The sequence below is a fragment of the Rubritalea marina DSM 17716 genome, assembly GCF_000378105.1.
Classification (GTDB): domain Bacteria; phylum Verrucomicrobiota; class Verrucomicrobiia; order Verrucomicrobiales; family Akkermansiaceae; genus Rubritalea; species Rubritalea marina.
On record NZ_KB899247.1, the window covers coordinates 217,271 to 232,982 of the forward strand.

The 15,712-nt window shown below is 50.0% G+C and carries 11 protein-coding genes; 5 read left to right on the plus strand and 6 right to left on the minus strand.

What is annotated here, in order from left to right; genetic code table 11:
• The first annotated feature begins 69 nt into the window (after positions 1–69).
• From F454_RS0100955 to F454_RS0100970, 4 genes are read left to right on the plus strand one after another with little or no spacing between them, the layout of a single operon-like run.
• Positions 70–1,104 (plus strand): AAA family ATPase, encoded by a 1,035-nt coding sequence (locus tag F454_RS0100955; RefSeq protein WP_018968748.1) that lies wholly within the window; start codon positions 70–72, stop codon positions 1,102–1,104.
• A 14-nt stretch (positions 1,105–1,118) separates the two neighbouring features.
• Positions 1,119–2,015, plus strand: a complete 897-nt coding sequence (locus F454_RS0100960; RefSeq protein WP_018968749.1) for a DUF58 domain-containing protein — start codon at positions 1,119–1,121, stop codon at positions 2,013–2,015.
• Positions 2,016–2,036: 21 nt separating this feature from the next.
• Positions 2,037–3,992 (plus strand): BatA domain-containing protein, encoded by a 1,956-nt coding sequence (locus tag F454_RS0100965; RefSeq protein WP_018968750.1) that lies wholly within the window; start codon positions 2,037–2,039, stop codon positions 3,990–3,992.
• 3 nt (positions 3,993–3,995) lie between these two features.
• A complete protein-coding gene (locus F454_RS0100970) occupies positions 3,996–6,203 on the plus strand; it encodes a VWA domain-containing protein (protein WP_018968751.1) in 2,208 nt (735 codons plus the stop codon).
• Between the two features lie 8 nt (positions 6,204–6,211).
• Here the strand turns inward: F454_RS0100970 and F454_RS0100975 are convergent, their stop codons facing one another.
• Genes F454_RS0100975 through pyrF form a run of 3 tightly spaced genes read right to left on the minus strand, consistent with a single transcriptional unit; the run spans position 6,212 to position 8,680 of the window.
• Positions 6,212–6,754 (minus strand): hypothetical protein, encoded by a 543-nt coding sequence (locus tag F454_RS0100975; protein ID WP_018968752.1) that lies wholly within the window; start codon positions 6,752–6,754, stop codon positions 6,212–6,214.
• Positions 6,755–6,795: 41 nt separating this feature from the next.
• The gene (recF, locus tag F454_RS0100980) at positions 6,796–7,869 is read right to left on the minus strand and encodes a DNA replication/repair protein RecF (RefSeq protein ID WP_083912835.1); all 1,074 of its coding nucleotides are present in this window, start codon (positions 7,867–7,869) and stop codon (positions 6,796–6,798) included.
• Positions 7,870–7,885: 16 nt separating this feature from the next.
• Complete coding sequence (gene pyrF / locus F454_RS0100985) at positions 7,886–8,680, minus strand: orotidine-5'-phosphate decarboxylase (protein ID WP_018968754.1); 795 nt, start codon at positions 8,678–8,680, stop codon at positions 7,886–7,888.
• Positions 8,681–8,784: 104 nt separating this feature from the next.
• On the opposite strand from pyrF, the gene F454_RS13720 reads away from it, so the two are divergent.
• Complete coding sequence (locus tag F454_RS13720) at positions 8,785–9,153, plus strand: KH domain-containing protein (RefSeq protein ID WP_240471529.1); 369 nt, start codon at positions 8,785–8,787, stop codon at positions 9,151–9,153.
• Between the two features lie 51 nt (positions 9,154–9,204).
• Here the strand turns inward: F454_RS13720 and F454_RS0100995 are convergent, their stop codons facing one another.
• From F454_RS0100995 to sucB, 3 genes are all read right to left on the minus strand, one after another.
• Positions 9,205–13,032 (minus strand): LamG-like jellyroll fold domain-containing protein, encoded by a 3,828-nt coding sequence (locus F454_RS0100995; RefSeq protein WP_018968756.1) that lies wholly within the window; start codon positions 13,030–13,032, stop codon positions 9,205–9,207.
• Between the two features lie 217 nt (positions 13,033–13,249).
• On the minus strand, positions 13,250–14,167 hold the full coding sequence (locus tag F454_RS0101000; protein WP_156817058.1) for a DUF368 domain-containing protein: 918 nt from the start codon (positions 14,165–14,167) through the stop codon (positions 13,250–13,252).
• Positions 14,168–14,242: 75 nt separating this feature from the next.
• Positions 14,243–15,700, minus strand: coding sequence for a dihydrolipoyllysine-residue succinyltransferase (gene sucB / locus F454_RS0101005; RefSeq protein ID WP_018968758.1), 1,458 nt, complete (start codon positions 15,698–15,700; stop codon positions 14,243–14,245).
• Positions 15,701–15,712: the final 12 nt, after the last annotated feature.

Sequence of the window (15,712 nt, forward strand, 5' to 3'; positions counted from 1 at the left end):
TGTATTTTTACGCAGGTATAGCTCGCTATGCCTGCGTAATTCTTTATAGTGGGCGTAAATCGAATTTCTATGATTTCAGACCCACTCAAGAACGAACTTTCGGGATCCAGCATACCAAGTAATGATGCTGAAGCTATCGATCAGCTTGGCACACATTACAAGAGCCTGCGCGATGAAATATCCAAATCTATTGTCGGCCAGGAACTTGTGGTTGAGCAGTTACTTATCGCTCTATTTGCTCGGGGACACGCCTTACTCATGGGTGTCCCCGGACTTGCTAAGACCTTGTTAGTCTCGACGGTTGCCGAGTGTCTCGATTTAAGTTTCAACCGCATTCAGTTCACCCCTGATCTGATGCCCTCCGATATTACCGGGACAGACATCATTCAAGAGGATCAGTCTGGGAAACGTAACTTTGAGTTTGTACGAGGCCCCGTCTTCGCCAACCTCCTGCTAGCTGATGAAATCAACCGTGCTCCGGCGAAGACGCAATCAGCCATGCTTGAGGCGATGCAGGAAGAGCGCGTCACCGCTCTTGGGAATAGCTATGAGCTCGACAAACCATTCTTTGTGTTGGCGACTCAAAACCCCATCGAGCAAGAAGGTACTTACCCACTCCCAGAAGCGCAGTTAGATCGCTTTATGTTTTTAATTGAGGTCGGTTACCCCAGTGAAGATGAAGAACGCCGCATCGCGCGAGAAACTACTGGAGCCACTCACACGGCAATCAACAAGGTGCTGGGAAGAGACGACATCATTGCATACCAAGAACTCGTAAGACGCCTTCCAGTACCAGACCACATCTATGATTACGCGGTCGAGCTAGTCAGAGCAACTCGTCCCTCGCTGGAGTCTTCCCCGGATTGGATCAAAGAATATGTGGCTTGGGGAGCGGGTCCGCGTGCCGTCCAATATTTGGTGCTTGGAGCCAAGGCGCGAGCTGCCCTCAAAGGCTCCTACATGGTGAGCTTTGAGGATCTAGAAGCAGTTGCAGAGGCGGTGCTCTCACATCGTGTCATCACGAAGTTCACTGCCGAGTCCATCGGCATGACACCAAAAAAAGTGGTGGCTCGATTGATTGAAGAACTTCAAGCGGCACACTAAGCCCCCCACTCTTGATGAGCTACCCTTTTGTCGACCCAGAACTGCAAGCAAAACTTAGCGTCTTACCACTTGAGTCCAAGCAGGCGATGTTAGGGAGCGTGACGGGACGTCATCGCTCCTTAAATCACGGATCTTCTGTAGAGTTCTCAGAGTATCGGAAGTACGTACAAGGAGACGACATTCGAATGCTCGACTGGAAAGCCTTCGCACGCTCAGACAGATACTACATCAAGCAAAGTGAGGCTGACACCAATATGTTAGTACACTCACTCATCGACTGTAGTGGCTCGATGAACTTCGATGGATCGCATGGCAGCAAAATTGATCTCGTCAAAAAGCTGGTGGCCACATTGAGTGCTCTTGCAATTCGGCAGGGAGACGCTGCTGGCATCCACTGCGTATCTAGCTCATTAGATCTTCAGATCCGCCCGAAACGGAAACCTTCGCACTTGCATCAAATCTACCAAAGTTTGAATGAGGTGAAAGTTTCCGGTGAGACGGGCCTGTGCCACGGCATCCATCAATTAGCTCAGAGCATCCAGCGCCGCGGTTTAGTCCTGATTTTCTCAGACTTTTTTTGTGATCTCGAATCACTGAAAGAGGCCCTTCTTCATGTCAAACACCGGAAACACGAAGTTTGCCTCTTTCAGATACTCGACCCGATGGAGCTGGAATTCAATTTTAGCCAAGCACATCGCTTCATCGACCTTGAGGATGGGTCCCATGTGCATATCGAAGGTGAGGAGATCCGCGACGAATACCTTGCACTCATGCAAGACTTTCTCCAAGGCGTGGAAGGCTTGGCATCTGAAGCACTTGTGGAACACCACTTGATCCGCAGCTCTGATTCTGCAGAGGAGGTCCTCACAAAGTTCCTTCACTCACGTTCACAGAACTTTCTCGATTCATAGCCATTCACGCCCACTGACATCTTGAATTTCCCACACCTCAACTCATACACTTACTTTTGGACCTTGCTGGCCGTGATCTTGCCGGTCACAATCCATTTACTCAACAAGCGACGGTTCAAGACAATCAAGTGGGCTGCCACATCCTTTCTGTTTGAAGCAAGTAGAAGCAGCAATAAGAAGCGCAAAATCAAACATTGGATCATTCTTGCATTGCGGACCCTAGCGGTGGCCTGCCTCATCCTCCTTGTTGCCCGCCCCCATACAAGCTCCGATTTATTGAGTAGTGACTCTGGCAAGCTAGACACTGTGATCGTCTTGCTAGACCGATCGCCTAGTATGGAGCTCACGGACCCACACACGGGACTCAAAAAGCGTGAAGCCGCCATTCGAATTGCCCAAGAGAATTTAAACGCACTAGATTCCGTGCGTCTGGTGTTAATCGATAGCACAAGTTATTCACCGCAAATCATTCCGAAGAAGCAGTCTTTGATGGATACTCAACGAACTGGCCCAAGTGATCCTGAAGCCAATATCCCGCAATTACTAGAATCTGCTCTGGATTACCTCGAAGCGAATGCTACAGGGAATACCGAGATCTGGCTCTTGAGTGATTTGCAAGACAGCGCCTGGGAGACCACGAATCCACTCTGGTCTGAAATTCAACAAGAACTCACGCGTAATAACTCACAATGCACACTCAAAGTCATCCCATTTTCAGAATCATCGGCACAAGCTCTGCGCAGTGAAGTGTTGCATGTCACGAGACAAGCCAAGACCATCCAAATCGATGCTGCTGTCTATCAGGACGCATCCTCAACACTTGAAGAGTGTGTGTTAGAATTCAACATTGATGGACGTGAATACAATCTAACCGTGCCACTTAATGGCACCAGAACTCAGTTCCAAAAAGTTTTCCAAGTCGGCGACGAGGCTGGGTATGGATCGATGCTCAGCAAGTCAACGGTCGGCGATTCCAGGCCTCAATATTTCACCTACGACCGTTCTTCACCAATACAGATAGCCTTGGTGGCTGAAGATGACGAATCTGCTAGTTACCTGCAACGCGCCACCTCGATCTCAACAAGTTTCCAAGTAGAATCTAAGCGCTATGACCCCAATGCCTTGTTACCATTTGGAACTGCATCTTTCATTGTGTGGCAGGCCCCACTCCCTCTCGAGCCAGAAGCTCAGGCATTCCGTGATTACCTATCGAGTGGCGGCGTGATGCTCTGTCTCCCCCCAAGCTCAGAGCCTCAGAGTTCTCTAGCTGGGCACACATGGGGCAAGGTCTTGAGTGCCCCTGACAACGTGGAATTTGTGATCTCTCAATGGGACCGAAAGTCTGGCCCACTCAGAGACGGCAATGACGGCGTAGCAGTGCCAGTGGATAAACTTCGGATGATCCAACGCCGCAACCTGAGTCACGACTCCACGGTGGTCGCCGCTTGGGATGATGGGTCCCCCGCCCTCACTCGCCACCTTTTCGGAGCGGGTGAACTTTATTTCCTCAACACCTTACCCAATTACTATTGGTCATCACTTGGCGACGGAGACGTTTTGCTCCCTCTTGTCCAGCGTCTCATTTCTACTAGCAAAATGGTATACGGCACCCCTACATTCATGGTTGTTGGTGATTCTGAGACGCTGGAGAAAATGCAACTTCATCCATTCAAGAGGATCCTCCCGGTGAATGAAGACACGGGAAATAACGACCCAATCGAGTATCGGACTGGCGTATTTGAACACAATGGAGACTACCTCGCAATTAACGGAGATCCACGTGAAATCGATTCCATCTACCTCAGCATGCAGGAAGTCAACCAGTTGCTTCCTCGCGCGGAATACTCAGATGCTGAGTTGAGTGAATCGCCCAGCCCGATCTGGAAGACCTTTGCTTACCTTACGATTTTAATTCTACTCGGCGAAGCAGCGCTGAGCACGCCATTCTCAAAATCACGTCAACCTCAAGCTACCTAAGCCTTGTCTAGAGAATTCCAAGAGATCTATTTCAACCCATCGAATGCAGACATCGTGATCGGCATTGTCTGCTGGGTTTTGCTCATTGTGTTCTCTTACCTCACAATAAAAAAATCCAAGAACCGATTGAAAGTAAGTCTTTTGGAGGCGATTCGATTCCTTTGTGTGACATGCGTGATTTTACTGCTTTGGGAGCCCTACCTCAAGTCGATCGAAATCCCTGAAACGTCTCCCAAAATTGCTGTGCTCTGGGACGCTTCACAATCCATGAAAACAGTAGATGTACCTTCCTCTGCTGATGGTTCCGTCATTGCTCGGGAGCAATTAGTCTCTCAACTGTTGGCCTCAGAACTTTGGTCAGAAATTGCCACGAATGAGGACGCTGACTTGCTAGTGAGTGCTTTCTCAGAACCAGTTGATGGAATTGAAAACACAAGTGACTTATTCACGCCATTAGTGGATTTAGTGAATGATAACGATAACCTTCTCGCGGTGGTCATGCTCAGTGACGGTGATTGGAATGCAGGGTCACCACCGATTTATGCGGCTCAGAAATTGCGAACCCAACAAGTACCGCTTTTCACCATTCCGATAGGATCAGCAACACCATTGCCCGATCTCATCTTAAGCGATATTGCCGCCCCAAGCTTCGGCATCCTAGGAGAACCTATTCAAATTTCATTCAAAGTAACATCCACCATAGATCGCGAAATCGTGCGCATGGTGAATTTCACCTGTAGTGAATCTGGACAACGAGTCACCAAGCAACTCACGATTCCGCCACGAGGCGAAGTTCAAGAAAGTGTCATTTGGAAGGTTGAGCGTGAGTCAGAATCCAAAGTGAACGTCCTGATCCCTCCAGTGAGTGATGAGGTCAATCTAGAAAACAACACCGGCAGCTTTATTGTGCGAGGTAAGGAAGAAGAGCTACGCGTGTTGGTGATCGATTCCACGCCACGCTGGGAATACCGATTCATCCGCAATGCCTTGTCTCGTGATCAACGAGTTTCGATTGATTGCCTGCTGTACCACCCGAGTGCAATTCCTGGTGGTGGTACGGATTACCTAGCGACATTCCCATCGGATCCGACGCAGCTCCAGCAGTACGATGTCGTCTTTGTCGGAGATGTGGGTATCAGCGAAGATCAACTCAGTGCCACAGAAGCGGAACTACTCGCTGGACTCGTTAAGAATCAGGCCACAGGTATTGTGTTCATCCCAGGTCAACGAGGACACCAACAAAGCTTATTGGGCAGCCCCTTGGGGGAATTGATCCCTGTCGTCTTGGACGAATCAGCACCTGAGGGAGTCACTAGCGTCGCCCCTGTCAGCCTCTCACTCACCAAACTAGGGCAAAGTTCGCTCCTCACCACCCTAGGTGATTCAGCCGCCGAGAATATCAAAATCTGGCAGTCATTGCCTGGGTTCTACTGGCACTCTGCGGTACTCAAAGCTAAAGCTGGAAGCCAAATACTGGCCACACACGGGCACAGTCGCAATCGCTTCGGTCGCCTTCCTCTGCTCGTTACCTCACAAGCTGGCAATGGCAAAGTACTCTACCTAGCTCACGATTCAGCCTGGCGTTGGAGGCGTGGAGTCGAAGACCTCTATCATTATCGATTCTGGGGGCAAGTGGCCCGATGGATGTCATACCAGAGGAAGATGGCCGTTGGGGATCGTATCAGGCTTTATTACACCCCAGAGCAACCTGAGCCAGGTCAAACTATCTACTTTTCTGCGAACGCCACAGCAGATGATGGTTCCCCACTCGCTGACGATCAAATTTCTCTCATGTTGATCTCTCCTACCAACAAGAGCCAATTGATCGACCTGAGCAAATCCGATGACATCTGGGGTGGCTTCACTGGTTCAGCGTTGATTGACACATCTGGAGTTTGGAGGATCGAGGCACAAATTGGAACCGATGTAGAATCTAGATTGAGCACCACGTTGATCTCCCCAGCGATCAACAAAGAAAAAATATCGCAAGAGGCACGCCCAGAGGTGCTTGCTGAAATGGCTAAGTTGACGGACGGGGCAATGTTAAGGCCAGAACAGTTAGGGTCATTCCCCAGCCTCATCGACGCTTTGGATGCGCCTGAGCCGCGCATCACTCTGCGACCTCTGTGGGGAGACGGTATCTATCTCTTCGCGATCCTTTCATTGCTCACCAGCTTTTGGGTGATTCGAAAACTCTATGGTTACTTTTAGGGCTCGTTTTATAGAACGAAAAAGTAATGTGCCAGAGTGATCGAGAAGTAGAGGAAGCTCAGACCAATGCTGCTTACCACACTCGCAATCATAAAGATCCAGAAGATCGGATTCATGAGATCTAGTAGACCAATAACATTGAGTGAGGTGTCGATCACGTCGCGTGAGTCCCAGGTGAGCCCAGCGAGTAGGATGATCCTACGTGTGTTCGCCACAATACCCTTCCCTTTGATCTCAGACTTGGACCGTCGGTTCGCATATCGCTCTTGAAGCACTTCATACGTTTCGCGAGAATTTGCCAGAGTTCTGGGAAGCCCCGCGACACCATCGAGACTGAACCAATAAAAAGCGAGCCCTAGGATCGGCAAGAATGAACAATAGATTGGCACCAAAGACCAAGCTAAACTAGCCCCCCATGCGCCGAGTAGATACACAAAAAAGCAGAGAGCCATAACAGCATGCCCGAAAAGCAGTATCAATAGTGGTTTGATGCTAGCTTTGGCACCGCGCGAGATCAGCTGGATAAACTGGATGAAGCGATCGTCTGGCATAGATCAAAAGTGGACTCAATCGCCCCAAGTGGCAATCATGATTACGAGGATTCGCCAGTCACCGCCGGGCAAACCACGCCGTCCCGCACCATATATTTGGCCCAATTCTGACTGTCCCCATCGAACCAATCGATCGATGTCGTGGTGATGAATTTCTGTGCAGAACTGGGTAGGTAGTCCATCAGCGCTTGTCTACGCCCGGGATCTAACTCCCCAAAGATGTCATCTAACAAATAGATGGGACTCCGAAGCAACTTCTCATAGAGCATATCTCCTTGGGCTAACTTGAGTGCGATAGCCAATGTGCGTTGTTGCCCCTCGCTGGCAAACTCATCTGCTGGCATTCCATTGAGTGTGATCTTGAGGTCGTCGCGGTGAGGCCCCACCACGCACTGCTTCTGTCTGCGTTCACTTTCTTGGGACTCCTGCAAAGCCGCTTCCACTCCTCCAGTGCATGCGCAAAGATACTCTAGCTCGATTGGTTCATCTTTCCCGCTGATGGCTTGTTGTGCGCGATGCACGACTGGCCCTAAGGCTTCCACGACCTTCTTGCGTGACTCAATCAAATAATCGCCGTAGCTCGCCATGACCACTGCGTATGCCTGAAGCTCCTGCGCGCTTGGCTGCTGGCTCTTGAGCACGATGTTACGAGCTTTCAAGGCACGGCGGTAGCGAGACAGCGCCTGACGGTAGCGTGGATCGAGCTGAGAGCATAAAAAGTCGAGGTAACGTCTGCGAACACTGCCACTACCGCGAATGAGGTCAATGTCATCATTGCCCATCCAGACGATTAAGCCGCTTTCCTGTAAATACTCAGACTGCCTCTCGAGAGGCTCTCCATCCACCGTGTGTTTGGTGCCACCACGGTTGTAGCCGACTTGCAGTTCGACATCACCAAGTAATCCAGCCACCCCCATACCTGAGGAGTCAAACTTCACGGTTGAGCGAAGCGACTTAGCGCGCGGTGAATGCAACCTCTGAAGGATACATATAGACTCTAAAATAGAGGTCTTCCCTTGAGCGTTCTCACCGATAAAGACATTGCACGCATGATCAAACTCTAGGCTCAAGCCGTCGAAGCAACGAAAATTTAAGAGCCTAAGTTCTGTGAGCATGCGATTGATTGGTGAACTACGCCACTGGGTAAGCGCGCGCGATCATCTGCGCCCATTCATCAGCCTTCTGTGCGTATCCTTTTTCAGGTTCTTTGTACATGATGCCGCGAGACACGTTGATCGTATCTGGCGCGGTGCGTGTGCTATTGGCAAAATTGTCCAGGTCACCACCTTGAGCACCCAAGCCTGGGATAAGCAATGGATAGTCTTGGATGCGCCCTAATACGTCGGCAGAGGCATTCGTGAGCCCGACCACCATGCCCACATCAGTGGCTCTACCCTCATTCTTGGCTCGCGTGCAGATCTCTTGAACCAGTTCGAACATGTAGCGATCGCCGACCATTTGACGCATGAAGTCCGCTGAACCCGGATTGGATGTTACCGCAAGAATGTAGATCGCCTTCCCCTCCCAATCGAGGAATGGCTCAATCGTGTCATAACCTAAAAATGGGTTGAGCGTCACGGCGTCCACATTCCAGTTTTTGAAATAGGACTGAGCATAGTACTTTTGAGTCTCTCCGATATCAGACCGTTTTGCGTCTAGAATCACAGGAACCTCTGCTGGCATCTCTCCTAACATTTCTTCTAAAATCTCCAAGCCACGCAAGCCCATTGCTTCAAAATATGCCATATTCGGCTTGAATGCGGCTGCCTGCTCCCAAGTTTCGCCAATCACGCGTTTGAGCAATTCAGGAATAGCATCGACACCTCCAGAATCTTGTGGGCGAGGGTCTAAGCCCACGCAAAGGCGGGATCCGGTCTGGGTGATTCGGTTGCTTAATTTCTCAGCGTAGCGCATGGTCTCAGTCATGCTGTATCACCAAGTCCTGATCAAGCATAATCACTGGAATATGGGCCTATCAAAAAACCTCGCACTTGATAGAATTCGATCTTGAGCGTGATCAGAAATCAGTAATGATACTGAGTATGCAAGAGGCTACGGATCAAATTCACAAGTTCCTTCAGTTTATCACACTCCAGTTTATCCAGCGTCCTCAGGATGCTCAGTTGAAGGTGGCAGAAGTTGCTGAGGATCACGTCCGTTTTCGTATCGTTCTGCACCATACTGACGTAGCCATCCTCATTGGTCGCAATGGTTTCACCGCTAGCGCCATTCGCAATGTCCTCAAAGCAGCAGCTATCAAGCATGGCATCACAGCCACGCTGCAAATTCTCTCGCATGAGGAAGAGAAACAAAGAGCCGAAAACGCAGCACCATTCCAGGATGAACACCATGAGGGTGACTCAGCTGATGAGACTGATGATGAAGCGCTCGAGGACTAGCTTTCTAGCTCGGAAATATCCAAGCTAGAAATTAGAAACTCGCTCTCCCCATTAGCGAGAAATCACGACTCGGTAGAAGCGTTTGGGGTTGGTTGCGGCGTCGCTTGGCAAGTTAATGGACACCCCTTCGCCCGTATTGAACGGGACATTTTCTTGGTAGACCAGCCAAGTTGCGTCGGGCCCGAGGGTCTCAGCATATTCAATCGTGTACGATCTACCAGCTACTGTTTCCCACTGCATCGTGATCTCATTAGAGTTGTTTCCGGGAAGCACAACTGGCTTGAATATAGAATCTGGGCTAGAATTGCTGGTGCCTACAATATCTTCTTGCCAGTCAAAGACCCCATCACCATCCGAATCAACCGTGTTGTCGGTGAGCACCAGAGCAATCTCATTGGCTACGCTGCTTTGATCCAAAGTGACCACAAGTCCTAAATCTGGTGAAAAGTTTTGAAGAGTGATGTTCGTGAAGGTGTTGAGGAGCGAACCGGCTTGCACCAGAGGGATCCGAGCTGCTCCGCCGCTGTAATTTGTACCATCGACCACGAGGGCTGCGTTTGCCACGCTGGCCCAGCTGGTAGTTACCATTGGGCTAACGCCATCAGCGTCCAGCTGGAATTCTAGAGTCGACCCAGAAATAGCATTTAGGAAGCCCAAGTTGATATCGGCCTCATCACCGTCTACGGTGAACGTGTTGAAAAACAATGTTTGAACGCTGATATCTATATCCCCTCCTTTGACAGTGATACCCGCATGGAGCGAACAGGCCAATGTGGCGACATTGGCTCCTGTCAACTGGATTGCCCCGGACTCAATAACAAAAGCACCTCTATACGATCCTGACCCTATACTCACGCTGGTTGGGTCACTGGCGTAGTCTTTGACTAAATTGCCTCCACGAATCGTCATCGCACTTGTAGAAGGTAGATTGATCCCTGCTGATGGCTGAAAGTCTAGCGTCGCATCATCTACTAGAATGGTGGAGTTTTCTGGCAAGATCAAAGAGGAAATCATCTCTACGTTGTCACCATTATCAATTGCTGCCACGTCACCGCTCACTGGTGCGACGCCCGTTGACCAGTTGTTGGCAGTTTCCCATTGGCTATCACCAGCGGTTCCCGTCCAGTACATGCTTGGCACCGTGGTAGCACTAAAGATCTGCTGCACCTTACTTTGGGAAATTGCCACATCAAATAACTGAACATCATCGATTAAGCCATCCCAGCTGTTGACCCCCACACCATTTGCGGAGCCGATATAGAAGTCTCCTACTTCCGCGAGTGCCAATGTGTTCCCTGAGCTCGTAGCAAATTCTTCACCATTGATATAAATCTTCATTTCACCGGTGCTAGAATTCTTGGTGAATGCGTAATGATTCCAGCGTTCTTTATACTGAGTTGTGGCTGCGGCACCAGAAAGTCGATCAGTGCCAGAACCAGATCCAGCATCCCAATAGATCCAGCCGTTATCCCACGGTAAGTGAAGGTTCAATCCTGGGCCGCTCACGATCGAGTTGGCACGTGGAAGAGAATCGTCCCCAAATGCCCAGAACATGACGGTGATTGCGTCGGAAATCTGGCTCCGAGCTGCGCTCGGGATGCTGAATCCACGATTGGCATTGCTATCGTCAGCATCAATCTCTAACGCTTCATCGATGGCGCCAATAGCCCCTAAGTTACCACTCAAGAGTGTGGCGTCAAAGCCATTACCTGAGCTATCGTGAAGTGTGGTTCCTAAAGTTTCATCCAGCTTGTAATGTGCAAACGGGACCATTTCGAGGATGTTTAGACTGAAGGTATTACTCTGCAGCACGGTTCCGCCGTCTATCGTTGCGTAGATTTGATAATCATTACCGCTAATGAGCCCAGTCTCGGGCACCAAGAAAGAATAGTTTCTGAGGGAAGCTGACACGTCGGTCTCAAGCTGCATCACAAACTGCCCAGCTTTGTGAAGAGCGAATGATACAGTTGTCGTGTGGTCACCAGCGAATACGGCGTAATCGATTTCTTCAGTCGAGCTGTATGACGCTAGTGGCTGGATGACAAATTGCTCAGTCGCGCGTGTTTGGTGGTTCGCATGAATCGCTCTCCTCCCCCCCACTCGTTCGTTGTTGTTTGCGCCAAGTGTGGTATAAGTTCCATCGTAGCCATTGGTGATGTTGCCGCCGCTCACATATGTGAAAGTGCCTTCGGAGAAGTCACCTGGGAAGCTTGGGTTATCAGCATAGGAAAAGGCTGCGCTCCCCCCTCCATAGAGCAGACTGGGATCCATGTAAGGATCTAAGCTTCCATCGTATCCCACAGCCGCACCAAGGGGAACAGATATAGTGCCGCCAACATTATCAGCCACAGCATCATAGTTCTGATCTGGATCAGAGAGGTAACCAATGCGTGGGCCAGCACTATTCAGTGAATTGTTGTAAACATCTTCAGCGGTGGTGTAGGACATCACGGTGCGGTAGTTATACCCCTGCACCCGCATCCTCCAGCCATAGTGGATTTCATTCACTAGGTCGTTGTTGTATCCACCATCACCATAACTGTGGTTGGCTCCAAAGTTGTGACAAATTTCATGCGGGAAAGAAGAACCAGTCGATGCCGCAAAATTTGATCCAAATATAAAACCTTCATACACGTAATTCCCTCCTGGGGTCCAAGCAGATCCGCCGCCGCCTACGTACATCCTACCGCTAATATCGGCACCCAGTTGTGCCTGGAGGGTGTTATGGTCTGCAGCTTCATTTGGGCGAACGATTCCACCTGAAGCAACGGTTTCGAGGCCGGTACCCAATAGGTAAAAAGCGGTGTCATTAAGCTGACTGTTGTTGAAGAGCTCAGTGGTAGAATCGATATGTGCAATAATTTTGGCTTCGGTTGCACTTACGCCGCCGAGCGTATCAGCGGCAGATTGTGAGTAGGTGACAACTACATCAACTTTGTAGGTAATGCCATCATTGTTCACACCAGCCTGATCCGACGACGTGCCTGCGGATTCTTGGATGTCTGCAGAGACCCCCGCAGGAAGCCCGTCGATTTCAGGCGATATGGCACCATGCTCAATGGCCGACTCGAGCGCATCACTGCCCCCTTCAACCCCATGCGTAGGGCAATCTGCGCCGAGGCCACATGTGCCATACACATTCCCCTCAGTGTCGAGTTCGCGAATGGCGGTCAATCCATTCCCAGCAGAAGCATACTCAATAATACGATGAGGATTCACCTCGTGAATCGTGCCGTACATCACGCCATCGTGAAACACCAAGAGAGTCTCGTTGGTCTGCTGGTCTGAGCTACTACCAAAAAGAGTCACAGTGTGTTCACCACGGTCATAAGTGCGCTGAACGCTGACATTTAGCGAATCCTCCTCATTGATCGGTAAAGATAGAAACTCTGCATCCGACTGCATGAATTCCTCAATCACACCCAAATCGAGTTCAGCCTCCACAACCGATGCCGTGATCTCTGACTGACTCAAACTCCCGGTAATCGTTGTGCTGACATTTTGCAGAGGTGATGCAGAAAAGACTTTGCCTGGTTGGTACACGCGCTCACGAACTTGCATTTCTGGATACAACATTGTTTCCTTCATCGCACGATTCAAGTCACGTTCAGGCTGCGCTTTGAATCGCACCTGATTGGAGGATTTACTGTAGCGAGGAACCGATGAAGTTATTGCCAATGGATCGAAAGGGTCAACAGATGCCTCATGTTCGTGATGGTGATCATCATCCGCCATGTCAGACTTGGCTTCATCAACTTGATGTTGCAACTGCGTCGATTCCGAGAGGTCACGATCATGCGTGATCCAGATAATGCCGGCCGAGAGCACAGAAAGTCCAGCCACCAACTTGAATAGGGTGTTTTTGTTAGGGTTTTTCATCAGGGTATAAGGGATTAATTTACCAGACCATCAGATAGTCCGTAATCCTCAATTATTAGGATACATTCACAGCCGAACGTGACGAAATGTCAACATGTTAGCTTCAGGCACCAAAATGTGAGACATCAGTGCATATGAAGAGAGGCTCCTCAACTGATGAACCCAGCACACCCCCTCTTCAAGTAAACTGAAGAGGAAACAGGCATAAAGGCCCTGGCTATGGCTTGGAAGAACCGAGCTTCTCAGTCATCAACATCAGGCCCGCACCGAGCAGCATGATGGCAACGGCGATGGCGAATTTACCATCCATTTCAGGAAAATAGCTCGCATAGCTAAGCACCTTTTCTTCATCTCCCTTGATCACGACTTCCTCTGGACGTTTCCATGGCCAGACGATCACCAATGAACCTGTCACGAAGCCAGCAATCACGGAAACAGCGCAATCATGGTGACGCTTAAACAACCAACTTAAAAGATGTGAGAGCGTGATGAGCCCAAGAACAGCACCAACGCCAACTGGTAAAATCACTGGTAGAGATTCTTCCAAATTACCTTCTCTTAGCTGATTTACCGAATGAATCATAATCAGCTGGTAGTTCCCCATCAACAAGAGCACGAAAGAGCCAGAGACACCAGGGATGATCATGCTACACATCGCCACCACCCCACACAACATCAGATAAATCACATGAGAGTTTTCGCTGGCAGTAGGCGCATACGCTAAAAGCACTGCCGCAATAAGCCCCAAGACGAGGAAAACAGCTCTGGAGGCTGACCAAGATCTGACCATCTTCGCAAGCGATGGAATCGAGGCGATAATTAGACCAAAAAACAGAGATGCCACATATTCTGGATAGTGCGTGAAGCCCCAGTCTAGTGCCTTTGCCAGAGTGAAAACACTCGTGACAACCCCAAGCCCTAGGGTGGCAAGAAACCAGAAGTCAACGTAGTCGATGAAATCTCTAATTTTGAAGCGTAATAACAACTTCACAGCACTAAGATCAAATGACTTAAGCGCATTAATCAGTCGCTCATAGATGCCCGTAATAAATGCTACGGTCCCACCGGAGACACCTGGCACCACATTGGCAGCCCCCATCGCAAAACCTTTAAAGAAAACTCCTAACAAATTCATCTACAGTAAAGAAAAACAGCGCACCCAACAAAAGTCGAGTACGCTGTTGATTTAATTAGAAATTTCTTTTCCCCTCTAGACCTCCAACATCATGCGTGTTGGGTTTTCAAGGCATTCCTTAATGCGAATCAAGAAGGTTACGGCCTCTTTACCATCAACGAGACGATGGTCATAACTGAGCGCAAGGTACATCATTGGTCGAATTTCAACCTTACCATTCACCGCCACAGGACGCTGCTGGATGGTGTGCATCCCAAGGATACCAGACTGCGGCGGATTGAGGATTGGTGTTGAGAGCAATGAGCCGTAAACGCCGCCATTCGAGATCGTGAAACAACCACCTTGTAGGTCGCCCATTTCAATTTTACCATCACGCGCCTTCTCAGCGTATCCGAGAATGTCTTTCTCGATATCTGCGAAACCTTTCTGGTCGCAGTCGCGAAGGACCGGAACTACGAGGCCCTTCTCAGTGCCGATCGCACAACCAATGTCGTAGAAATTGTTTTGGATGATATCCGTGCCGTCGATGCGTGCATTGATTTGTGGCACATCTTTAAGCGCTTGAGTCACAGCCTTCACGAAGATGGACATAAAACCTAGCTTGCAGCCATGTTTCTTTACAAATTGATCCTGAACACCCTTACGAAGCTTCATCACTTCAGACATATCCACCTCGTTGAAGGTGGTGAGAATGGCCGCAGATTGCTGAGCATTCACAAGGTGAGAAGCGATCTTGCGGCGAAGCATGGACATCTTCTTACGAGTGGTGCGACCCTCTTCGACTGGGGCGCCAGCTTTCTCGCCGGAACCAGAAGCAACGTTGAGGTTAGGCTTAGCCGGTGCCGCTGGCTTCGATGCCACAGCAGGAGCAGGTGTTGGAGCAGGAGTAGCGGGAGCCGGCGCAGGTGTGGCTGCAGGCTGAACTGGAGCAGCCGGGCTTGCTGGGGCTGGTGCGCTAGCTGGAGCCGCTCCACCGACAGAGATCTTAGCGATCACAGCGCCGATATCAACTTCTTCACCTTCAGCGGTGATGATCTGCAATGTGCCTGCATGCTCAGCTTCTAGCTCACTTGATACCTTATCAGTTTCGAGTGTGACGAGCACATCACCTTTGGCTACAGAGGCGCCGTCAGAGACGTGCCAGTTTGCCACATTTGCGGATGTGACAGACTCACCAGCGTTTGGCACAATGACGTCCACCACTTCAGCGGATGCATTGGTCGCAGCAGCTGGCGCTGCGGCAGCTTCGATTGGTGCTGCGGGTGCTGGGATTGCCGCTGCTTGAGTAGGTGCGGAAGCTCCTGCCTCGATGTTGGCCACTACGGTACCAATGGCAACCTCTTCGCCCTCTTGAATGAGGATGGATAGGGTGCCGGATTCCTCGGCTTCGATTTCAGAGGAAACCTTGTCAGTTTCGATTGTGAGTAGAACGTCGCCTTTCGCAACGGAAGCGCCATCGGCTACGTGCCACTGGGCAACGTTTGCTGATGTAACTGACTCACCTGCATTTGGGATAATAACTTGGAATGACATGTATCTGTATTC

Coding starts and splice junctions, on each gene's coding strand:
- F454_RS0100955 (WP_018968748.1), top strand. CDS start 70: ATGATTTCAGACCCACTCAAGAACGAACTTTCGGGATCCAGCATACCA.
- F454_RS0100960 (WP_018968749.1), top strand. CDS start 1,119: ATGAGCTACCCTTTTGTCGACCCAGAACTGCAAGCAAAACTTAGCGTC.
- F454_RS0100975 (WP_018968752.1), bottom strand. CDS start 6,754: ATGCCAGACGATCGCTTCATCCAGTTTATCCAGCTGATCTCGCGCGGT.
- recF (WP_083912835.1), bottom strand. CDS start 7,869: ATGCTCACAGAACTTAGGCTCTTAAATTTTCGTTGCTTCGACGGCTTG.
- pyrF (WP_018968754.1), bottom strand. CDS start 8,680: ATGACTGAGACCATGCGCTACGCTGAGAAATTAAGCAACCGAATCACC.
- F454_RS13720 (WP_240471529.1), top strand. CDS start 8,785: ATGATACTGAGTATGCAAGAGGCTACGGATCAAATTCACAAGTTCCTT.
- F454_RS0100995 (WP_018968756.1), bottom strand. CDS start 13,032: ATGAAAAACCCTAACAAAAACACCCTATTCAAGTTGGTGGCTGGACTT.
- F454_RS0101000 (WP_156817058.1), bottom strand. CDS start 14,167: ATGAATTTGTTAGGAGTTTTCTTTAAAGGTTTTGCGATGGGGGCTGCC.
- sucB (WP_018968758.1), bottom strand. CDS start 15,700: ATGTCATTCCAAGTTATTATCCCAAATGCAGGTGAGTCAGTTACATCA.